General features: G+C 36.5%; 22 protein-coding genes. 13 read left to right on the plus strand and 9 right to left on the minus strand.

What is annotated here, in order from left to right:
* Positions 1-46 precede the first annotated feature (46 nt).
* From BM201_RS12380 to BM201_RS12390, 3 genes are all read right to left on the minus strand, one after another.
* Positions 47-1,108 (minus strand): hypothetical protein, encoded by a 1,062-nt coding sequence (locus tag BM201_RS12380; protein WP_092543094.1) that lies wholly within the window; start codon positions 1,106-1,108, stop codon positions 47-49.
* 103 nt (positions 1,109-1,211) lie between these two features.
* A complete protein-coding gene (locus BM201_RS12385; protein WP_092543096.1) occupies positions 1,212-2,054 on the minus strand; it encodes a hypothetical protein in 843 nt (280 codons plus the stop codon).
* On the minus strand, positions 2,041-2,601 hold the full coding sequence (locus BM201_RS12390; protein ID WP_084841353.1) for an RNA polymerase sigma factor: 561 nt from the start codon (positions 2,599-2,601) through the stop codon (positions 2,041-2,043). Before BM201_RS12390 ends, BM201_RS12385 begins: the two co-directional genes overlap by 14 nt.
* 243 nt (positions 2,602-2,844) lie before the next feature.
* Here BM201_RS12390 and rluF point away from each other — a divergent pair, with 243 nt between their 5' ends.
* The 9 genes from rluF (at position 2,845) to BM201_RS12435 (ending at position 9,893) form a co-directional block, all read left to right on the plus strand.
* Complete coding sequence (gene rluF / locus BM201_RS12395) at positions 2,845-3,675, plus strand: 23S rRNA pseudouridine(2604) synthase RluF (protein WP_092543098.1); 831 nt, start codon at positions 2,845-2,847, stop codon at positions 3,673-3,675.
* 62 nt (positions 3,676-3,737) lie between these two features.
* Positions 3,738-3,974: a DUF7218 family protein gene (locus BM201_RS12400; RefSeq protein ID WP_092543100.1), complete on the plus strand. Its 237-nt coding sequence runs from the start codon at positions 3,738-3,740 to the stop codon at positions 3,972-3,974.
* A gap of 1 nt (position 3,975) precedes the next feature.
* The gene (locus tag BM201_RS12405) at positions 3,976-4,398 is read left to right on the plus strand and encodes a VOC family protein (protein WP_092543102.1); all 423 of its coding nucleotides are present in this window, start codon (positions 3,976-3,978) and stop codon (positions 4,396-4,398) included.
* Positions 4,399-4,437: 39 nt separating this feature from the next.
* Positions 4,438-5,457, plus strand: coding sequence for an AI-2E family transporter (locus BM201_RS12410; RefSeq protein WP_092543104.1), 1,020 nt, complete (start codon positions 4,438-4,440; stop codon positions 5,455-5,457).
* Between the two features lie 19 nt (positions 5,458-5,476).
* Complete coding sequence (locus BM201_RS12415; RefSeq protein WP_245758633.1) at positions 5,477-5,884, plus strand: YkvA family protein; 408 nt, start codon at positions 5,477-5,479, stop codon at positions 5,882-5,884.
* Between the two features lie 312 nt (positions 5,885-6,196).
* The gene (locus tag BM201_RS12420; protein WP_092543108.1) at positions 6,197-6,490 is read left to right on the plus strand and encodes a hypothetical protein; all 294 of its coding nucleotides are present in this window, start codon (positions 6,197-6,199) and stop codon (positions 6,488-6,490) included.
* Positions 6,491-6,501: 11 nt separating this feature from the next.
* A complete protein-coding gene (locus BM201_RS12425) occupies positions 6,502-7,170 on the plus strand; it encodes a succinate dehydrogenase cytochrome b subunit (protein ID WP_092543110.1) in 669 nt (222 codons plus the stop codon).
* A gap of 3 nt (positions 7,171-7,173) precedes the next feature.
* Positions 7,174-9,099 (plus strand): fumarate reductase/succinate dehydrogenase flavoprotein subunit, encoded by a 1,926-nt coding sequence (locus BM201_RS12430; protein WP_092543112.1) that lies wholly within the window; start codon positions 7,174-7,176, stop codon positions 9,097-9,099.
* Positions 9,100-9,143: 44 nt separating this feature from the next.
* A complete protein-coding gene (locus tag BM201_RS12435; protein ID WP_092543114.1) occupies positions 9,144-9,893 on the plus strand; it encodes a succinate dehydrogenase/fumarate reductase iron-sulfur subunit in 750 nt (249 codons plus the stop codon).
* A gap of 132 nt (positions 9,894-10,025) precedes the next feature.
* On the opposite strand, the gene BM201_RS12440 is transcribed toward BM201_RS12435, so the two are convergent.
* The 3 genes from BM201_RS12440 to argS form a co-directional block, all read right to left on the minus strand.
* The gene (locus BM201_RS12440; RefSeq protein WP_092543116.1) at positions 10,026-10,919 is read right to left on the minus strand and encodes a bifunctional 5,10-methylenetetrahydrofolate dehydrogenase/5,10-methenyltetrahydrofolate cyclohydrolase; all 894 of its coding nucleotides are present in this window, start codon (positions 10,917-10,919) and stop codon (positions 10,026-10,028) included.
* 67 nt (positions 10,920-10,986) lie between these two features.
* Positions 10,987-12,315, minus strand: a complete 1,329-nt coding sequence (gene ffh, locus BM201_RS12445) for a signal recognition particle protein (protein ID WP_092543118.1) — start codon at positions 12,313-12,315, stop codon at positions 10,987-10,989.
* A gap of 205 nt (positions 12,316-12,520) precedes the next feature.
* Positions 12,521-14,299, minus strand: coding sequence for an arginine--tRNA ligase (gene argS, locus BM201_RS12450; RefSeq protein WP_092543120.1), 1,779 nt, complete (start codon positions 14,297-14,299; stop codon positions 12,521-12,523).
* A 256-nt stretch (positions 14,300-14,555) separates the two neighbouring features.
* On the opposite strand from argS, the gene BM201_RS12455 reads away from it, so the two are divergent.
* Both BM201_RS12455 and BM201_RS12460 read left to right on the plus strand, forming a co-directional pair.
* Complete coding sequence (locus BM201_RS12455) at positions 14,556-14,981, plus strand: hypothetical protein (RefSeq protein ID WP_092543122.1); 426 nt, start codon at positions 14,556-14,558, stop codon at positions 14,979-14,981.
* A 181-nt stretch (positions 14,982-15,162) separates the two neighbouring features.
* Complete coding sequence (locus tag BM201_RS12460; RefSeq protein ID WP_092543124.1) at positions 15,163-15,798, plus strand: MarC family protein; 636 nt, start codon at positions 15,163-15,165, stop codon at positions 15,796-15,798.
* Positions 15,799-15,804: 6 nt separating this feature from the next.
* Here the strand turns inward: BM201_RS12460 and BM201_RS12465 are convergent, their stop codons facing one another.
* The gene (locus BM201_RS12465) at positions 15,805-16,008 is read right to left on the minus strand and encodes a hypothetical protein (protein WP_084841338.1); all 204 of its coding nucleotides are present in this window, start codon (positions 16,006-16,008) and stop codon (positions 15,805-15,807) included.
* An 84-nt stretch (positions 16,009-16,092) separates the two neighbouring features.
* Here BM201_RS12465 and BM201_RS12470 point away from each other — a divergent pair, with 84 nt between their 5' ends.
* Both BM201_RS12470 and BM201_RS12475 read left to right on the plus strand, forming a co-directional pair.
* Positions 16,093-17,538: an SDR family oxidoreductase gene (locus tag BM201_RS12470; protein WP_092543126.1), complete on the plus strand. Its 1,446-nt coding sequence runs from the start codon at positions 16,093-16,095 to the stop codon at positions 17,536-17,538.
* On the plus strand, positions 17,507-19,030 hold the full coding sequence (locus BM201_RS12475) for a BCCT family transporter (RefSeq protein WP_394333746.1): 1,524 nt from the start codon (positions 17,507-17,509) through the stop codon (positions 19,028-19,030). Before BM201_RS12470 ends, BM201_RS12475 begins: the two co-directional genes overlap by 32 nt.
* Here BM201_RS12475 and ctlX read toward each other — a convergent pair.
* Together ctlX and BM201_RS12485 are read right to left on the minus strand one after the other, a co-directional pair.
* Positions 19,027-19,953 carry a citrulline utilization hydrolase CtlX gene (ctlX, locus tag BM201_RS12480; RefSeq protein ID WP_092543128.1) on the minus strand — a complete coding sequence of 309 codons (927 nt, stop codon included), beginning with the start codon at positions 19,951-19,953 and terminating at the stop codon, positions 19,027-19,029. The two genes, BM201_RS12475 and ctlX, sit on opposite strands and share 4 nt — an antisense overlap.
* A gap of 1 nt (position 19,954) precedes the next feature.
* Positions 19,955-20,902: a dimethylarginine dimethylaminohydrolase family protein gene (locus tag BM201_RS12485; RefSeq protein ID WP_092543130.1), complete on the minus strand. Its 948-nt coding sequence runs from the start codon at positions 20,900-20,902 to the stop codon at positions 19,955-19,957.
* Positions 20,903-20,906: the final 4 nt, after the last annotated feature.

Here is a 20,906-nt window from a genome sequence, read left to right on the forward strand (position 1 = left end):
CATCGCATAGGCGACAAGGTCTGCAAAAATACAAATTATATAGTGACTAGTCTACATCAAATCTTAGCCCTAGAGAGAAATTATTAAGCTCTGTATTTGGGCTGGCAAAAATAGGGTTAAGATCATATTTTGCGTAAAGCGCTGTACCGCCAAAACTTAAATATGCACTTAAACCATAAACAAATTCGTTAGTATTAAAACTACTTTTATCTTTTATTTTTTGATCGTCGCCATCATTAAATTTTAGCTTTTGGCGCTCACCAATATTAAAACCGGCATAACCTCCAAAACCAATTTTTATCTGATCGTCTGTAGAAAAAGTTCTGTAACCATTTGTTTCCCCTCTTGAAGACGGACCAATTTCAAAATGAATTGGCACTACAAGATTATCCATTCTGAACTTCGATTTATCTAAATCGTATTCAAATTCTTCTAATCTTGTGACATCACCATCCTGCACAAAATAGCGGTTATCTGTAGGTTTTAATCCGTTTAACTGAAAAGACAATCCGTATTTCATTCTTAACCAATTGGTATTTTCGAAAACTCTAGTGGTCCACGCCCAACCAATTTCAAAAAATCGACTTCCTGCCAGCTTAAAACCTGAATTATTTATAGATTGACCACTTTCTAAGGCATTATTGAAACCAAAGGCAAGCACTAAATCGTTCGTTGTTCTTTTTTGGGATCTTTTATTATCGTCAGATTCCTCTATCCCTAAACCTAATCTCCCATCGGTAAGTTTAAGTTCAAGATATTTCCCGTCATGACGATTACGCTCGTCCATATCAACTTGGTTCGTAATAATCACGATTCGGTTTTTGATGTTTTCAGCCGCTAATTTTGCAGCTTCCTTCTTTCTCTTTTCGGCTTCTTCTTCATCGCACCAGCCATTTTCGAGGCTTTTATTAATATATTCGATTTCCTTTTTAAGCTTTGCTTTTTCCTCTTCTGTTGCAATTTTTATTTTTCGCTCTTTAATTTCCTGCACTCGAGCAATCGAATCTGTTGTGTGCTCCTCTTTATCGGTTGTAGTTTCCTGCGCCTCCATACTGCCAATAGCAAAAGATGAAATTAAGAAGGCAAAATAGATGATAATTGTTTTCATAGTAAGTATTAGTTTTTAGTGTCTTAAAGCTTAAGCTCTAAAACAGATTGATGAATGACCCCTTTTTTGGGTGATGATATTTAAAGGTTTATTTGTGCGTTACTTAATCTAGTGCGACTGCATTTTTAGCTTTAGAATAGCCTTCTTTTAGCAATTGAAAGATCTTATCTCTAAAGGATTTCTCGATTTCGTGTTCGGCTTCTGCCAGTAAAGCTTCAGCACTGTATGGATTGGCAAATTCTTTTTGATAATCCTGATCCAGATCGCTCGCTGCTGCCAATAACAAAGCATTAACCTCTGCATCGCTAACCGAATCTTCACTATTTGCCTCTAGAGATCTTATCACTTCTTCTAATTTATTCTGAATCAAATTCTCGTTTTGCGCAATAAAATCTTCTTCCGTTTTAGTAGGATTTATAAAATTAGGGTTGATTTTATCGATTTTCGGCACGATTTGTTCTGAAGTTTCTGTCTTTACTTCTTGTACATCGATCGTTGCTACACCTATTTCATTATGCACCGGAATTATTTTTTCTGAATCTCTTTTAAGCTGATTTTGGATAATTTCAGGCGTAGTTTTTTCAGTTTCTTCTTTAATTTCTTCCTTCACTTCTTCCGCAGCAATAGCCGAATTATTTTCTTTTTCTCTGGAAGGAATTCCTGATTTCTCTATTGGTTTAGTGATTTCTTCTGAAGTTTTTTCAGAAGGTGTATCTACAATTTGTTCTTCTATAGTTCCGTTTTCAGACTTCAGCATAAAACCTCCTGCAGAAATGGCAATTACAAGTAAAGCTGCAATCCCCAACCACCATTTTTTATTCGATTTTTGTCGATTTTCGTTTTCGTCTAATCGCGCATTAAGTTTTTCCCAACTCGATGCGGACGGAGAAATACGACGCTCTTCCAACTGCTCCTTTATATGCTCTTCAAATTTAATTGGCGCCATAACCTGTTCCTTTATTCGTTAATTTTTCCTGTAATAATTTTCTCGCTTTAAAAAGCTGAGATTTAGAAGTTCCTTCAGTAATATTTAGCATTTTAGAAATTTCCTGGTGCTTATAGCCTTCTACCGCATACAACACAAAAACCATTTTATAACCTTCAGGCAGATCGTCGATAAGCTGCTGTATATGCGCTACGCTTAATTGCTCGTCGATATTATTAGAACTTTCTGTATAATTACTAAATTCATCTTCCTGAAATTCGAGATTCTTTTTCTTCCGAAGAAAACTTATCGCTTCCCTAATCATAATCCTGCGAACCCAACCTTCAAAACTTCCTTCGAACTTAAAATCCTTTAAATGCGTAAAAACTTTAAAAAAGGCGCTTAACATTACATCTTCGGCATCGTGTAAATCTCTAATATACTGCCGGCAAACGCTTAGCATTTTACCCGAGTGAATCTCATACAGCTTTTGTTGCGCTTCGCGATTGTTTTGCGCAGCACGTTTAATAAGCTGAGATTCATTTTTAAAAAGTTGAATTACTTTCACCTGATGATTTTAATTTCCCTAATAAGGGTTTAAGTTTCCCTAAGCTTGCCTTGAACTCGATGACCTGCATTAAGGTTCTTAATTAATTGATGTTTTTTTGATCGCCATCTTACCAAAAGAGCTTCTATTTACATAGACGCAGAAAAGTTACAAAAGGTTGCCCGGGTTTTAATTTTTTTTCAAAGTTTTTAAATATGGGCATCAATTCTTAATCTTGTATCTTTGCGAAACACTTGTTTTATAATGGCTGAAGAGAATTTAACCCGAATAAATAAATTTTTAAGTGAAGCTGGATATTGTTCCAGAAGAGCTGCAGATAAACTTATCAACCAGGGACGCGTAACCATAAATGGTGTTGTTCCTGAAATGGGAACAAAAATAGCTCCCGGAGACGAAGTTAGGGTAGATGGTAAATTAATTGCCATAGAAGAAAAGGAAAAGCCAAATGTATACATCGCATTTAATAAACCTGTAGGGATCGTTTGTACAACCGATACAAAACGCGAGAAAAATAATATTATAGACTACATTAATTATCCTGAACGTATTTTCCCTATTGGCCGTTTAGATAAACCCAGCGAAGGATTGATCTTTTTAACCAGCGATGGTGATATCGTGAACAAAATCCTGCGTGCGCGAAACAATCACGAGAAAGAATATATTGTAAAAGTTAACAAATCAATTCAGCCAGATTTCGTCAAAAAAATGAGTAATGGTGTTCCCATTTTGGATACCGTAACCAGAAAATGTTTTGTAGAGCAAACCGGCGAAAAGGAATTCAGGATCATCTTAACGCAGGGACTTAATCGCCAAATTAGGCGAATGTGTGAATATTTACACTACGAAGTGACAAAACTTAAGCGTATCAGAATTATGAATGTTCCGTTAGATGTTCCTATTGGAAAATGGCGACATATCACAGAAGCCGAGCTTGAGGAGATCGATCGTTTGGTAAATACCTCATCCAAAACCGAGGAAGCTTCTCATTTTTCCGAAGAAAAGAAAAGCACCAAACCTAAAGGAATTAAACCTAAGAACAGCTACAAAGGGAAACGACCTCGCAGAAAATCTTAACAGAGAATTAGCGAAAATCCTGATTTAAATGGTGTTTATCTTTCTATTTTTAGTACAAAAAGATGGCGAAACGTGTAAAAAATCAGGAGCAGTACGAAGCCTTAAGAGACCAGGGCTATAGCAAAGAGAAATCGGCCAGAATTGCCAATACTCAAAACTCTGGAGAAAAAGGTGGTACAGCAGAAAAATACGAAGAACGCACCAAAGAAGATCTTTACGAGCAAGCTAAAAAAGTAGGCATTGAAGGGCGTTCTAAAATGACGAAAAAAGAACTTATTAAAGCACTTAGAAATAACTAATATGAAAGTACAACCATTTCACCTGGCAATACCTGTTTACGATCTTAAATCCTGTAGAAAATTTTACGGTGAAACTTTAGGCTGTGGCGAAGGCCGAAGTAGTGATCATTGGGTAGATTTCAATTTTTTTGGACATCAACTAGTGATTCACTACAAACCAAAAGAAGAAATTGCAAGTGAACATAGTAACCCGGTAGATGGTAAAGCGGTGCCGGTACCACATTTTGGTGTAGTTTTAGAATGGGAAGTTTTTCAGGAATTCGCTAAATTACTAGAGTCTAAAAATATTAATTTTATCATAGAACCTTATATACGATTTGAAGGTCAGGTTGGCGAACAAGCCACTATGTTCTTTAAAGATCCCTGCGGAAATGCATTAGAATTCAAATCTTTTAAAAATATGGATCAGCTTTTTGCCAGTTAAAACCAAAAACTATTATAAACAACTACTAACCAAATCTATATGAACAAATTAAGACCGGCATTAGTACGGCAAATCTTCGTATTACTGCTTATTTTATTTTTAACGGTTTTAATTTTTAAAGAAATCGTCCCTTATCTTTCAGGCGTTTTGGGAGCAATCGCTCTTTACGTTTTGTTGGTGAGATGGATGAACGCTCTTGTAAATAGAGGCTGGAAACCAGGATTAGCCGCAACGGTTTTAATGGTAGGCTCTTTTCTTGGAATATTGGTTCCTATTGGCGGCATTGTATTAATGCTAAGCTCTAAGATTACTGAAGCCGTAGAGAATTCTTCTAAAGTAGTACAGGCCACTAAAAGCCAGCTTACACATTTAGAAGAATACGTAGGTTACGATATTTCTGGATCTATAGATACCTCGGCAATCGCAAATTGGACATCTACCCGATTGCAAAGTCTTGCTGGTGGTACGTTTAATGCTTTTATCGCCATTGGTATCATGTATTTTTTGCTTTACTATATGCTAATTAGTAAAGAAAAAATGAAAGAAGGCCTAATGTCTTATATTCCTATTGGCAGCGATAACCTAAAGATCATTGCAAAAGAAAGTAATAGCCTTGTAAAATCAAATGCTTTAGGGATTCCGCTTGTTGCTATTTGCCAGGGAATAATTGCACTTATTGGTTACCTGATCTTAGGAGTTTCAGACCCATTTTTTTGGTTTGTGATTACCGCCATAGGATCTATGATCCCATTTATAGGAACCGCAATTGGTATTGTTCCTGTCGCTATTTTATTATTCGCAAGTGGCCAGGACTGGCAGGGAATTGCAATAATTATTTATGGTTTTGTGGTTGTGGGCTCTACAGACAATTTAATTCGGCTTTATGTTCTAGAGCGACTGGCTAGTGTGCATCCGCTTATCACCTTATTTGGAGTTGTTGTGGGTGTCCCTTTATTTGGATTTATAGGATTGATCTTTGGACCTTTATTGGTTTCCCTGTTTTTATTGATTCTGAAGATCTATAAAAAAGAATACGGAAATGATAAAGACCGATTATAACTAAAAACGAACTGAAATTATGAATATGTTTAGCAAAAAGAAAAAAGAAGTAAACGAAGAATATTTTAAGGAAGGCGTAGTAAGTGTAGATGAAGGTGATGTAGAATTAGCTGCCGATTCGCAAGAAGAAGTTGCCGATAAGATCATTAATTCTGGTATGCTAAAAAAATATACTGAAATTGGTAAATTAATGTATGCCATGCTTAATGATTACCGAAAAGGAATATACAAAGATGTACCGTGGTTTACCATCGCAGCTATTGCCTTTTCATTTTTATATATTCTTAATCCTTTAGATGTAGTTCCAGATTTTATTCCTGGTTTAGGATATATCGATGATTTTGCGATCATAACTTTTGCGATCCGTTTTATTGAATCTGATATTCATAAATACCTTGATTATAAGCTAGCAGAAACTGAATCTTAAGAGTTTTTCTCACTCTCTACTCTTATTTTATCTTTTCTATTCTTATATTTTAGCTCAAAGGTTTTTGAGGCTAGCTTTGCCTTCTTAATTTCAGCATCCTATTTTTTATACTGAAAAAAATAACAGGCTCAAATTGTACATTTTCAGCTTATATTTTTTCACTTATAACTATACATTCTCCTGCCAGTCCAGACATTCTCAGAATTCATTTTCAAACATTTGAAATATTTCTATATCCTCCAGAATTCTGATATATATCATAAAAATTAATGTTTTTAATACCGAATTTTAGTCTCCTAAATTCGGCATATCATGTGGCTTTTAATAGCAAAATTGGAAACTCTAGAAGTCTTTTTATGCTTCAGCATAATTTCTTCTTTTAACCTAATTTTTTGGCTAAAACCAAGTCAACTTCTTAGTAAAAGACCATTTTTCCATGTTGTTGCAGCTTCAGTAAAATTCCGTAGAACCATTCAGAAAATGATGTTCTCTCTTAAGCACTTGCTTAAAAAATTCCGCAGAAAAAACAACCAAAATCAACTTTATAAGATCGTAACCTATTTTAGAAATCAGCACACAACTACGTACTCAATCATGTTCACTTAAATCAACCAACAATGATTATTTATTTTAAAAATGCCCTAACCCGAAAGAACCTCATGGCGCTAACCGGTTTGTTTCTTTCTTTTTTTCTAATCATACATCTTTTAGGGAATCTTCAATTATTGCTGCCGGAAGAACAGGCACAGTTACAGTATAATGCATACAGCCACTTCTTATCAGGAAACATCGTTATTAAGCTTGTTTCTTATGTTCTTTACGCCTGTATTCTTTTACACACTTTAGATGCTATTTACCTTGGTATTAAATCGAAGAGGGCCAATGGGCAAAAACTTTCGAGAGATCGACGATCCAGAGCAAGTACCTGGCAATCTCGAAATATGATGTTTTTAGGCATCATTATTTTTCTTTTCCTGGTAATCCACTTTAAGGATTTTTGGTATCAGTATAAATTCGGAGAACTTCCAAAGGACGCAAACGACAACAAAGATCTTTATACGCTCGTGGTAAACGCTTTCGACAGTATTTGGTATGTGATTTTATATTCCATCTCCTTTTTGGCACTTGGCTTCCACCTGGTGCATGGCGTGGCAAGTGCACATAGAAGTTTAGGTCTTTACCATCCATTTTACTCGAAGCTTGTACGCATTGTTGGATATATTTTCTCTATTTCAATAACACTGGGATACCTTATCATTCCTATTTTTATTTACCTAAAACATTAAGCTATGCAAAAGCCTTTTTTAGATACAAAAATTCCTGAAGGTCCACTTGAAAAAAAATGGAGCAATTATAAACAGCATGCAAAACTGGTAAACCCAAACAATCGTAAAAAATTAGAAATTATCGTAGTTGGCACGGGGCTCTCTGGAGCATCGGCAGCAGCTTCTCTTGCTGAAATGGGATACCAGGTAAAAAGTTTTTGTTTTCAAGACACTCCAAGAAGAGCACACTCGGTTGCTGCACAAGGTGGTGTAAATGCTGCTAAGAATTACAAAAATGATGGTGATAGTGTTTACAGAATGTTTTACGACACCTTAAAAGGAGGTGATTTTAGATCTCGGGAAGCCAACACTTATCGCTTAGCCGAATGTTCTGCCAGTCTAATCGACCAGGCTATAGCGCAGGGAGTTCCGTTTGCTCGTGAATATGGCGGCTATTTAAGAAATAGATCTTTCGGTGGCGTGCAGGTTTCGCGAACATTTTATGCCCGTGGCCAAACAGGACAACAATTACTTTTGGGCGCTTACCAGGGACTAATGCGGCAGGTAAAAGCTGAGAAAGTAAAACTTTACACTCGGCACGAAATGCTAGATCTGGTTTTAATAGACAATAAAGCGAAAGGAATTATTGCCCGAAATTTAGACACCGGAGAAATAGAACGTCATGGCGCTCATGCTGTGGTATTGGCAACAGGTGGTTTTGGAAAGATCTACTACCTCTCTACTTTAGCGATGGGATGTAATGCTTCTGCGATTTGGCGCGCACACAAAAAGGGAGCTTTTATGGCTAATCCCAGCTGGACGCAAATTCACCCGACTTCCTTACCACAAAGCGGACCTTATCAATCTAAACTAACCTTGATGTCTGAATCACTTCGAAATGATGGACGTATTTGGGTTCCTAAGGATCAAAACGAAAAACGCAAACCTAATGACATTCCAGAAGAAGATCGCGATTATTATTTAGAACGTAAATATCCATCTTTTGGGAATCTAGCTCCACGTGATATTGCCTCACGTGCTGCTAAGGAACAGATTGATGCTGGTAAAGGTGTTGGTGCACTTAAAAATGCTGTTTATCTTGATTTTTCTCGTGCTTTAAAAGAATATGGAAAAAATATTATTAAAGAGCGTTATGGAAATCTCTTTGATATGTACCGAAAAATCACCGGCATCAATGCTTATGATGAACCTATGAAGATCTCACCTGCAGCTCACTTTTCGATGGGCGGATTATGGGTAGATTATGAATTAATGACCAGTATAAACGGACTTTTTGCTATTGGTGAAGCTAATTTTTCAGATCACGGAGCGAACCGTCTTGGAGCAAATTCACTTTTGCAAGCTTGTGTTGATGGATATTTTATTTTGCCATACACGCTTTCTAATTATCTAGCCACTGAAATTAAAGTTCCAAAAACCGATATTCAGCATAAAGAATTTGATATTGCTGAAGCCAATTGCAGCAAACTACTGGAAGACTTTTTAACTACAAAAGGAACTAAAACAGCAGAAGAATTCCACAAGGAACTGGGAAAAGAACTTTACGATAAATGCGGACTATCACGTTCTAAAGAAGGTCTGGAAAAAGCGATCGAAAATATTCAAAAATTAAGAAAAGAATTCAAATCCAATTTGATCGTTCCCGGGGATGCTGCTGAAGTTAATAGCGAACTGGAAAAAGCCGGCCGGGTTGCAGATTATCTTGAAGTAGCCGAGCTAATGTGTATTGATGCACTACAACGTGACGAATCTTGTGGCGCTCATTTTAGGCAAGAATATCAAACTGAAGATGGAGAAGCAAAACGCGATGACGAGAACTTCTCTTATTCGGCTGCATGGGAATGGACCACAAATCCTTCTAAGCCAAATTTGAATAAAGAACCACTAATTTTTGAATTCGTAAAACCTACAGTTAGAAGCTACAAATAACCCAGCTTCCTAATTGTAAATTTTAACCACTAAAATGTATTCCGATGAAAATATATTTAAAAATATGGCGCCAAAAAGATAATCTCAGCAAAGGAAGTTTTAAAGATTACACCGTTGAAGATGTTAATAAAGACATGTCTTTTCTGGAAATGCTGGATACGCTAAACCTTAAATTGGTAAAACAGGGAGAAAGACCTGTAGAATTTGATCATGATTGCCGTGAGGGAATTTGTGGTCAATGCGGAGTTATGATTAATGGAATTGCACATGGACCATTAAAAAACACCACGACCTGCCAGCTACATATGCGATCTTTTAAAGATGGTGACACCATTTATATAGAGCCTTTTAAAGCTGAAGCTTTCCCAATTGTTAGGGATTTAAAAGTAGACCGTTCTTCTTTAGACCGAATTATAACTTCAGGCGGATTTGTTTCTGTAGATACAGGACAGGCTCCAGAAGCCAACAGCATCCCAATTACTTACGAGGAAGCTGAAGCTGCATTCGATGCTGCCGCTTGTATTGGTTGCGGCGCTTGTGTTGCGAGTTGCAAAAATTCTAGTGCTGCTTTGTTTACCGGAGCTAAGATCACTCATTTAGAACTTTTACCACAAGGCCAGAAAGAAACGCATAAACGTGTTGCTGAAATGGTAGAACAAATGGAAAAAGAAGGCTTTGGCCATTGTAGCAATACAGAAGCATGCCAGGTAGAATGCCCGGAAAATATTTCAGTATTAAATATTGCCAGAATGAATTTTGAATACAACAAATCGAAACTACTGGTAAAAAAATAAAGCTTAAACTTTAAGTCGATTTTCGATATTTTGAACATCTTTTTTAATACTGAAGTTGAACATAAACTTCAGGAAACAAAAAACCTCACATTTATAAGATGTGAGGTTTTATTATTTAAGACTACAAACGTATTATTTGCTTTCTTTTCTTTGTCTGTGACGTTCTCTAGCAAGTAAAGTATTCTTCAGCAACATAGAAACCGTCATTGGCCCTACTCCACCAGGAACCGGAGTGATAAATGAAGCTCTTTTACTTACATTTTCAAAATCTACATCTCCTTTTATAACATAGCCTTTTTCAGCATTATCATCCGGCACACGAGTAATCCCAACATCAATAATCACAGCATCATCCTTAATCATTTCTCCTTTTAAGAAATCTGGAATTCCTACTGCGATAATAATAATATCTGCCTGAGAAGTGATTTGGGTAATGTTTTTAGTGAATTCGTGCGTAAGTGTTACAGTAGAGTTTCCTGGGAAACCACTTCTTCCCATTAAAATACTCATTGGGCGACCTACGATATAACTTCTACCAATTACAACAGTATGCTTTCCTTTAGTAGGAATGTCGTAACGCTCTAAAAGTTCTAAAATCCCGAATGGTGTTGCCGGAATAAAGGTTGTCATATCCAATGCCATTTTTCCAAAATTAGTAGGATGGAAACCATCTACATCTTTATCTGGATCTACAGCATTTAAAACTTTTTGCGTATCGATTTGCGGTGGTAATGGCAACTGAACGATAAAGCCATCGATATCATCATTTTGATTTAGTTCTTCGATCTTATCTAGAAGCTCGATCTCGCTAATCGTAGATGACATTCTAAAAAGTGAAGACTCAAAACCTACTCTTTCACAAGCTTTCACCTTGCTATTTACGTAAGTTTTACTTGCCCCATCATTTCCAACAATAATAGCAGCAAGATGTGGTACTTTTTCACCACGCTGCTTCATTTTTTCAACTTCAGCAGCGATCTCATTTTTGATATCGTTACTTACTTTTTTACCGTCTAAAATTGTCATTTCTTGAGTTATAACTATAATTAAAAAAGGCCAAACATTTTCAGTTCAGCCTAAAATATATAACGTATTAACGCATTCCTTTCATCATATTCATCATCTGGCGGCCACCGCCTCCCTGCATCATCTTCATCATTTTACCCATCTGGTTGAATTGCTTCAATAACTGATTCACTTCCTGTACAGAAGTTCCAGAACCTTTTGCGATTCTCTTCTTTCTACTAGAATTAATGATCTTTGGCGTACTTCTTTCATCTGGTGTCATTGAATGAATAATCGCTTCGATACCTTTAAAAGCATCATCGTCTATATCTACATCTTTAAGCATTTTACCAGCTCCAGGGATCATTCCAAGAAGATCTTTCATAGATCCCATTTTTTTGATCTGCTGAAGTTGCTTTAAGAAATCATCAAAACCAAAGGCGTTTTTAGCGATTTTCTTCTGAAGTTTTCTCGCTTCTTCCTCATCATATTGTTCCTGCGCACGCTCTACAAGAGACACAACGTCTCCCATCCCTAAGATCCTATCGGCCATACGAGAAGGATAGAACACATCGATAGCATCCATTTTCTCACCAGTACCAATAAATTTAATAGGTTTATTTACTACAGATTTAATTGAAATCGCCGCACCACCACGAGTATCACCATCTAATTTAGTTAGAATTACTCCGTCGAAATTTAAACGATCATTAAAAGCTTTAGCTGTATTTACCGCATCCTGTCCCGTCATTGAATCTACTACGAACAAAGTCTCGTGAGGTTCTATGGCAGTGTGAATGTTTGAAATTTCAGTCATCATCGCTTCATCTACGGCAAGACGACCAGCGGTATCAATAATCACTACATTATGGCCATTTTCTTTAGCATGCGCAATTGCAGCTTTAGAAATTGCCACGGGATCCTGATTTCCCTCATCACTAAAAACCTCAACTCCAATCTGCTCTCCCACCACATGCAGCTGATTGATCGCTGCAGGACGGTAAACATCACAGGCCACTAAAAGTGGTTTTTTCGTTTTCTTATTTTTAAGGTAGTTAGCCAGCTTACCAGAAAAAGTTGTTTTACCACTACCCTGCAAACCAGACATCAAAATCACTGAAGGATTTCCGCTAAGATTCACTCCGGCGGCTTCTCCTCCCATCAATTGAGTAAGCTCATCTTTTACAAGCTTCACCATTAATTGACCTGGCTTCAAGGCTGTTAAAACGTCTTGCCCTAGTGCTTTTTCCTTAACAGTTTTGGTAAAATCTTTAGCGATTTTATAGTTAACATCGGCATCAACAAGGGCTCGACGTACCTCTTTAAGCGTTTCTGCAACGTTAACTTCGGTTATTTGTCCATGTCCCTTTAAGACATGTAAGGCATTATCTAACTTATCACTTAAATTATCAAACATATGCTTTCCTGTAGTTTAAGATTTCCGCCATTGTGATAACGGGTTTGCAAATTTAATGATTTGGTAGTGAAGTGAAAAGTTTTTTATCCTCACTAATTGCTTAAGAATCGATTTTATGCTGAAGTTTCAAAAAATTATAAAAAACATGGGCTGAAATTGTACAATTTCAGCCCATGTTTTTTGATTTTATTCTTAAATATTTCGTTTACATTCTATCAGGAACCTGGATTCCTAATAACCTAAACGAACTTTTAATGATATTCGCCACCACTTTAGAGAGTTGTGTTCTTAATTGTCTTTCCATATCCTTTTCAGCTCCCAAAATCGAGACATTTTGATAAAATGAATTAAATTCTTTTACCAAATCGTAAGTATAATTAGCAATTAGCGCCGGACTATGATTTTCTGCAGCTAACTGAATAGTTTCTGGATATAGCTGAATTTGCTTGATCAGCTCTTTTTCTTTATCCTGAAGTTCGTACTCGCTTACCAGCTGAGATTCGTACTCGAAATCGGCTTTTCTTAAGATCGACTGAATTCTGGCGTGTGTATATTGAATAAACGGACCAGTATTTCCTTGAAAATCTACAGATTCTTCAGGATTAAACAAGATTCGTTTTTTAGGATCTACTTTTAAAATATAATATTTAAGCGCTCCCAAACCGATCATTTGGTAAAGCTCTTCTTTATCTTCTTCACTTAAACCATCTAATTTTCCTAATTCTTCAGAAATTGTTCTGGCAGTTTCGGTCATTTCCTGGATTAGATCATCGGCATCAACCACAGTTCCTTCCCTACTTTTCATTTTTCCGCTTGGAAGATCTACCATTCCGTAGCTTAAATGATATAGATATTCTGCCCAGGCAAAACCTAACTTTTTCAGAATTAAGAATAGAACTTTAAAATGATAATCCTGCTCGTTACCAACAGTGTAAACCATTCCGTTAATCGCAAAATCTTCAACTCGCTGAATTGCGGTACCAATATCCTGCGTCATATATACCGCAGTACCATCACTACGCAAAACGATCTTTTCATCTAAACCTTCATCGGTTAGATCGATCCAAACGCTACCGTCTTCTTTTCTATAAAAAACACCGTTTTCTAAACCTTTGTTCACCACATCTTTTCCTAAAAGATACGTGTCACTCTCGTAATAATTCTTATCGAAATCTACGCCAAGGGCTTTATAAGTTTCTTCGAAACCATCGTAAACCCATTGGTTCATGGTTTTCCAAAGTTCTACAACCTCTTTAGCACCAGCTTCCCATTTACGAAGCATTTCTTTAGCCTCTAATAAAATGGGCGCTTCAGCTTTTGCTTCCTTTTCGGTTTTACCTTCAGCAATTAACTGTTCTATTTCCTTTTTATATTCCTGATCGAACTTCACATAATAATTCCCAACCAGTTTATCTCCTTTTAATCCGGTAGAATCTGGTGTTTCACCGTTTCCAAAACGTTGCCAGGCCAGCATCGATTTACAGATATGGATTCCGCGGTCGTTAATGATCTGTGTTTTATAGACTTCATTTCCTGCAGCTTCTAAGATTTCAGCAACCGAAAATCCTAATAAATTATTACGAATATGGCCAAGATGAAGTGGTTTATTGGTGTTTGGCGAAGAATATTCTACCATGATCTTTCTGGCATCTTTTACATCTTTCACAAAACCAAATTCAGGATCGTTTTTGATCTCATTGAAAAAATCGAGGTAATACGCATCATTTAAGACGATATTCAAGAAACCTTTTACCACATTAAAACGGTTTACAATAGTTACGTGTTCCTGCAGGTAATTTCCTATTTCTTCACCTAGTTTTACAGGATTTGTTTTTACCTGTCTTAACATTGGGAAACAAACAACGGTAATATCGCCTTCAAAATCCTTTCTTGTTGGCTGAAACTCTACCGTTTCCAGAGTTACATCGTAAATATTTTGCACTGCGTCTTTTACGTATGCAGTTAGCATTTCCTGAATATTCATTATATCATGTTTTTCACTCACTACGTGAGATTAAAATTTTAAGCCTGAAAATTTCAATATCCATTTCAATTAGAAATATCGAAATTTTATACATTCCTGTAACACCAAAATCGCAATAAAGGTAGTGTACAAAGACGCTGCAAAGATAACAGAAATTGAACTTTAAGCTAAAGCTTGCTTTGTAAATCCTTATATTTTGATCAATCACCACAGAATAGTCACTAACTCCCGGAAGTTTCTTATCTTAAAAAAAAAAATGCTACTGAATGTTTCTTATAATAATCCAGACATTAAAGAGAAGATCGATCGTGAAGTTGGTAAAACCCTAACTCTTGTAGATCGATTTAAATTGAAAGGTAGTGGATCGCCCCGCTTAATAATCACCACGGTAAGTATCGATATTCATAATTTGCTAATCTTAGATAACAACCGTAATACCTGCAATATCGAAATTAGACCTAACGGAATTATTGTAAGGTTTCGGTCTATTTTAGAAACTTATGCTTTGGTGATTCCGTTTTGGAAACTCAAAATCTACAAAGGTAAAGCTGAAGAGTACTCGATCTATCGCGATCATTATTTTATCAAAGTGGAAGCAAAAGACGAAAACGTACATAAATTCTTTAAAAAATTGATATCCTATAAAGATGATAATACCCCTACTCGTATTGATGATCTATAAGCTAGATTGAAATAATGCTAAGACGGCTAATTGATAATTGTTTATTGTTTATTGTATACTGATTATTGTCTCTTGAGACTCGCTTAACATTGCACCTCTAAACATCGATTTTTGATAATCTAAGGCTAATTTTTATTTAATTCTTAGCTATTGATCTTAGCGCATATTTGCCGAAAAAATTATGGATCTATTTATCTATGTTTTTGCGGCATTATTTTCAGTCATCAATCCGCTTGGCACAATTCCTATTTTTGTAGGATTAACTACAGAAGATTCCGCAAAAGAGCGTTCCAGGACTTCACTGCTTACAGCAACTAATATTTTTGTAATTCTTACGATCTGCTTTTTTACCGGCAGGTATATTTTACAATTTTTCGGGATAAGTATTGAATCTTTGCGTATCGCCGGCGGTTTAATAATCGTAACTTCTGGATTTGCGTTGCTTACCGGGTCGTTTTCTAAACACAAAGGAATGAATGAACGTGTGAAAGATGATGCGCACCAACGTGAAGGTATTTCTTTAACCCCGCTTGCAATCCCAATGCTTGCCGGGCCGGGCTCGATTTCTCTTTTAATAGGAATGTATGAGGACTACAGTTTAACCTCAGAAAAACTGATCACGATTTTAGCGATTTTCGCAGTTTGTCTTTCAACTTTTTTAATGCTGAAAAGTGCGCATTATATTGCGAAATTTCTGGGCGCTTCAGGAATAAACGCGATTTCAAGAATTATAGGATTTATTGTAATTGCGATTGGGATAGAATATATAAGCTCTTCAGTAATGACGGTTCTGGGAATTACCTTCAGCAATAATTAATTTTGTTTAACGCTTCCCAAAAGCCAGACCGGCAATAAGCGCTAGCAAACCAAATCCCATCATCGCATAAGACTGCGTGTTATCACCTTGAGCTTCAACTGTAATTGGGCCGGCTTCTAAAGAAACTTCCGGAGAAATTAAGGTATATAAACCATATCCCACCAATCCTATCCCAATAACTAAAAGTGAGATTTTCAGGACGTTATTCATTTTATAAAGTTTTATTAATCCTACGGGAAGGTAGTAATTAAAATACTAATTTGAGGAGATTAATTTTAAAAGAATACTTGATCTATGCGAATTTTACTTACCGGTGCTAATGGTTACATAGGAATGCGATTGCTGCCTGAACTTATTGAACAGGGACATGAAGTAATTTGCGCCGTTCGCAATAAGAACAGGTTTTCCAGCAAAGAACTTATCAACCAGGTAGAGATCGTTGAAATTGATTTTTTAGAAGATTCAGAAACTCCTGAAAAAATCAAGAATATCGATATTGCTTATTATCTTATCCATTCGATGAGTGGGAATACCAAAGATTTTGACAGCCAGGAAGCTGAAGCTGCCAAAAACTTTAATAAACTTATGAGCCAAACCAGCGTTAAACAGGTAATTTACCTAAGCGGAATGGTGAACCAGGATAAGCTTTCCAAGCATTTAAAATCTCGTAAGGCGGTTGAAGACATACTCTATAAAGGTGATTTTCATCTTACTGTTTTACGTGCTGCCATTATTGTAGGTTCTGGAAGTTCTTCTTTCGAAATTATTAGAGATCTATGTGAAAAGTTACCGGTAATGGTAACTCCGCAATGGGTTCGCACCAAATGCCAGCCAACAGCAATCAGAGATGTTATTAAGTTTTTAACGGGAGTGATTGGTCACGAAGAATGTTATGATCAATCATTTGATATTGGCGGTCCCGATATTTTGACCTATCAGGAAATGATGGAGAAATATGCTGAAGTACGCGGACTTAAAATCTGGATATTAAGCGTACCGGTAATGTCTCCAAAACTCTCGTCTTACTGGCTATATTTTGTAACCTCAACATCTTACAAGCTAGCGCAAAACCTTGTGGATAGCATGGAGGTTGAAGTTATTGCTCGTGATGATAAGTTGGCAAGAATCTTAAATATTGAGACTATTTCTTATAAAGAAGCGATTGAAATGGCCTTTTATAAAATTGAACAAAATCAGGTAATTTCAAGCTGGAAAGATTCATTAAGTAGTGGCCGATTTAAAAAAGAACTTAACAAATACATTAAAGTTCCTACCTATGGCTGTCTTTTAGACAAGCAACAAAAGAAAACCGATAATCCTGAAGAGGCTTTGAAACGAATTTGGTCCATAGGCGGATTAAATGGCTGGTATTACGGAAACTGGCTTTGGAAAATTAGAGGCTACCTGGATAAAGTTGCAGGCGGAGTAGGTTTGCGCCGCGGTCGTACACACCCTACAGAACTCGCTCCCGGAGATTCTTTAGATTTTTGGCGAGTTCTTTTAGCCGATAAAGAAGAAAAGCGATTACTCCTTTTTGCTGAAATGAAAGTTCCCGGTGAAGCCTGGTTAGAATTTTGTATCGATGAAGACAACATAATTCACCAAACTGCGACTTTTAGACCTAAAGGTTTGCTGGGAAGAATGTACTGGTATTCGATGTATCCATTTCATTATTTTATCTTTGATGGAATGATCACGAAGATCGCTAATGCCAAATCTGAAAAACAACTCGCAGATTAACTTTAAAAAGTTTAATACCGAAATCAAAAACAATCCGCTGTTTTACTGCGCCGGGTTGATATTGTTTATTTTTTCGGTATTTATTTTTTCTTTTACTGCGGAATTTTACTCATTTATAGACACTGCTTCGATTTGGGTGCGAGAATTTTTTGGTGAATTTTATTTATGGCTGGGATTAGCTTGCGTGCTTTTTCTTTTACTAATAGCTTTTTCTAAATACGGAAGAATCCGTTTAGGGAATTCTCCACCGCAATTCGACCGACTTTCATGGATCGCGATGCTTTACAGCGCAGGTATGGGCGCAGGGATTTTACTGCGGGCGGTACAGGAACCGGTTTATATGTATCAAAATCCGCCTTTAAAAACTGGTTATCCTAATGATATTATTGCTTTAGAATTTACTTTCTATCAATGGGGATTTACAGCCTGGGCGTTCTATGGGATATTCGCTCTTTTTATTGGCTATTCTTTATTTGTTCGAAAAAACAATATTCTACTCGGCAGCAGTTTACCTCAGCTTAAAAAACTAAAAGGAATTCCACAAAGCATCGATCTTTTAACGATTTTGACCACAGTTTTTGGTTTGGTTGCTGCTATTGGACTTGGAACTACGCAAATAGAAGGTGGTATTAGTCATCTTACCACAAAAAATCCGGGAACACTTTGGATCGTCATTGCGTTGGTTTTTCTAATCTGTTTACTTGCATTTTTTTCAGCTTACGCGGGAGTAGAAAAAGGAATTAAGCGAATTTCTAACTGGAATATTTATATTACCATCGCATTATTGATCTTTATTTTCCTACAAGCCGATATTGTTGAAATTTTAGAGCAATTTTTAACGGCAACCTGGTATTACATCAAAGACTTTTTTCAGCTAAGTTTAGCTATTGGCGATTTTAATCCCGGAAAACAATTTTTAACCGACTGGACCTATTATTACTGGGCATTTTGGTTGGCTTGGGCACCCTTCACCGGAATTTTTATTGCAAGGATTTCACAAGGTCGTACCATACGCGAGATGATATTGGGCGTTTTAATCTTGCCTTCTTTAGGTAGTTTTTTATGGTTTAGTGTTTTTGGTGGCTCTTCATTTCATCTTATTGAAAGTATGCCGAGTTACGATGGAGAGTTTAGCAACGTGTTTACTTCAATCTTTAAATTTTTTGAGGCTTTTCCGCTTTCTAATATTACAAATATCGTAACCGTGTTATTGCTGATAAGTTTTTTGGTGACCTCAGTAGATTCGGCTATTTACGTGTTGAGTATGTTTAGCGATAAAGGCAATGAAAATCCCAATAAAAAATACCGCCTGATTTGGGCGGTATTGATACTTATTTTTTCTGAAGCTATCATTCTTTTGGGAAATGTAAAACCAGAAAGTGACGTTTTAGACGCCATGCAAAAATTCCTGATTATTGGTTCACTCCCCTTTGCCATTTTCACAGCAATAATGATGCTTCTATTTGTTATCGAAAATCGAAAGAAATATTAGGCTTTTGGCAAGAAAACTTCAGCAAGCATACATCTTGCACTACCGCCGCCACAGGTTTCAATCACATTAAGATCGCTACTTAATATTTCTGAATACTTTTCAATTTTGGCCACCTGATCTGGTGTTAAACTTTGGTGAGCACGCTCACTCATCACTAAATACTTTTTATCAAAAGCACCACGAACCTGAAGCATATTCCCTGCGAATTGATGCATTTGCTCCTCAGAAATAACTATTAATTCTTTATGATCCTGCTTTAAATGTTTCAGCACATTCTTACGCTCTTTTGCATCATCTATGGTGTCTAGACAAATTACAGCAAACTCTTCAGCAACACACATCATCACGTTAGTGTGATAAATTTGCTTTCGCTTCCCTTGTACTGTTTGGTACGCATTAAAGATTACCGGAGTATATTCAAAATCTTCACAAAATTCGATCAAAAGATCTTCATCAGCTCTTGGTGATAATGCACAATAAGCTTTTTCGTTTTCACGATCTAAGATCAAGCTACCAGTTCCTTCAAGAAAAATATCATCATCTTCTGCAGAAGTATAATCGACGATATTGGTGATTTTAAAGCCTTCTTCTTCAAGATTCGCAAAATAATCTAATCGACGCTCTTTTCGTCGGTTTTCAGCAAACATAGGATACAATGCGATCTCTCCGTTTTCGTGAAAAGACACCCAATTATTAGGGAAAATCGAATCTGGCGTATTGTCCTTAGCAACGTCATCTACAACAACAACCTTTACTCCTACACTTTTCAGTTTAGTTACAAAAGCATCAAACTCGGCCTGTGCTTCTTGATTGACATCTTTCCCTTTTAAGTTTTTCTGAAAATAATTATTTACCGCAGTCTCTTCATTCATTCTAAAAGCTACTGGACGCACCATTAAAACGGTATCTGTAATCTGTTTCATTTTAATCTCTAATTAAGGGTAAAGTTGAACAACGCAATAGACCTTCCTGCTTTGCGATTTGGGAGTAAGGAACCTCTTCTACGGTAATTCCGTGAGATCGAAGCCAATCGTTTAGACGTATAAATTTTTCTTCGGAAATAACCACGTTTTCAGAAATAGAAAATATGTTCGAATTCATATTATACATCTCATCTTTGGTAATTTCGAAGATATTTTTTTCTCCAAATAGATTAACCAGCCATTGATATTCTTTAGAATCCAAAAAGCCGCCTTTGTAGATAATTGCCTTGTCTTTTCCTACTGGCTGAAAACAGCAATCCAAATGCAGTGCATTTTCTTTTGGATCTACATTGCTTTTTTTAAGATTGAAAGAAACTACTTTTTTCTTCGGAAATAATTCCTGAAGTGCGTTTACAGCCTGTGTATTTGTTCTAGCCGTAATATAATCTGGATAATCATCTCCGCTATAAGTTCCTACCAAAATGTAATCGCCAAAAGGCATTACATCACCTCCTTCGATATGCGCCTCTTCTGGAAGTTTTACAATTTTCTCTGGAGCAATCTGGTCGATCACATGCTGAATTGCTTTAATCTCTTTTTCGCGATCTGGAAGAATGTTTGCTTTCACAAATTTATCTTCGATCACAAAAGCAATATCTCTGGTAAAAATCTGGTTATAATTTTCGATAATCTGAGGACGAAAAACTTCTACGTCATATTTCTTCAAAACATTCGCTACCGCTTCCATCTCTTTCACCATATCTTCTTCTTGCGGGTATGTACCAGCTTTAATATGTTCTATAGATTTTGGATCGTAAGCTTCGTCAAGTTCGGGCGCTCCACCGTTACTTTTAGCGGTACCTAAAACAACGGCTCTAAGCCTTGAAGTTTCGTTATTGATCTTTAAGTGCATCACTAAAAATTTTTCCAAATATAGAAAAAGCCCCATTTAA

Source organism: Zunongwangia mangrovi (assembly GCF_900112105.1).
Classification (GTDB): domain Bacteria; phylum Bacteroidota; class Bacteroidia; order Flavobacteriales; family Flavobacteriaceae; genus Zunongwangia; species Zunongwangia mangrovi.

Coding starts and splice junctions, on each gene's coding strand:
- BM201_RS12380 (WP_092543094.1), bottom strand. CDS start 1,108: ATGAAAACAATTATCATCTATTTTGCCTTCTTAATTTCATCTTTTGCT.
- BM201_RS12385 (WP_092543096.1), bottom strand. CDS start 2,054: ATGGCGCCAATTAAATTTGAAGAGCATATAAAGGAGCAGTTGGAAGAG.
- rluF (WP_092543098.1), top strand. CDS start 2,845: ATGGCTGAAGAGAATTTAACCCGAATAAATAAATTTTTAAGTGAAGCT.
- BM201_RS12400 (WP_092543100.1), top strand. CDS start 3,738: ATGGCGAAACGTGTAAAAAATCAGGAGCAGTACGAAGCCTTAAGAGAC.
- BM201_RS12405 (WP_092543102.1), top strand. CDS start 3,976: ATGAAAGTACAACCATTTCACCTGGCAATACCTGTTTACGATCTTAAA.
- BM201_RS12410 (WP_092543104.1), top strand. CDS start 4,438: ATGAACAAATTAAGACCGGCATTAGTACGGCAAATCTTCGTATTACTG.
- BM201_RS12415 (WP_245758633.1), top strand. CDS start 5,477: ATGAATATGTTTAGCAAAAAGAAAAAAGAAGTAAACGAAGAATATTTT.
- BM201_RS12420 (WP_092543108.1), top strand. CDS start 6,197: ATGTGGCTTTTAATAGCAAAATTGGAAACTCTAGAAGTCTTTTTATGC.
- BM201_RS12425 (WP_092543110.1), top strand. CDS start 6,502: ATGATTATTTATTTTAAAAATGCCCTAACCCGAAAGAACCTCATGGCG.
- BM201_RS12430 (WP_092543112.1), top strand. CDS start 7,174: ATGCAAAAGCCTTTTTTAGATACAAAAATTCCTGAAGGTCCACTTGAA.
- BM201_RS12435 (WP_092543114.1), top strand. CDS start 9,144: ATGAAAATATATTTAAAAATATGGCGCCAAAAAGATAATCTCAGCAAA.
- BM201_RS12440 (WP_092543116.1), bottom strand. CDS start 10,919: ATGACAATTTTAGACGGTAAAAAAGTAAGTAACGATATCAAAAATGAG.
- ffh (WP_092543118.1), bottom strand. CDS start 12,315: ATGTTTGATAATTTAAGTGATAAGTTAGATAATGCCTTACATGTCTTA.
- argS (WP_092543120.1), bottom strand. CDS start 14,299: ATGAATATTCAGGAAATGCTAACTGCATACGTAAAAGACGCAGTGCAA.
- BM201_RS12455 (WP_092543122.1), top strand. CDS start 14,556: ATGCTACTGAATGTTTCTTATAATAATCCAGACATTAAAGAGAAGATC.
- BM201_RS12460 (WP_092543124.1), top strand. CDS start 15,163: ATGGATCTATTTATCTATGTTTTTGCGGCATTATTTTCAGTCATCAAT.
- BM201_RS12465 (WP_084841338.1), bottom strand. CDS start 16,008: ATGAATAACGTCCTGAAAATCTCACTTTTAGTTATTGGGATAGGATTG.
- BM201_RS12470 (WP_092543126.1), top strand. CDS start 16,093: ATGCGAATTTTACTTACCGGTGCTAATGGTTACATAGGAATGCGATTG.
- BM201_RS12475 (WP_394333746.1), top strand. CDS start 17,507: ATGCCAAATCTGAAAAACAACTCGCAGATTAACTTTAAAAAGTTTAAT.
- ctlX (WP_092543128.1), bottom strand. CDS start 19,953: ATGAAACAGATTACAGATACCGTTTTAATGGTGCGTCCAGTAGCTTTT.
- BM201_RS12485 (WP_092543130.1), bottom strand. CDS start 20,902: ATGGGGCTTTTTCTATATTTGGAAAAATTTTTAGTGATGCACTTAAAG.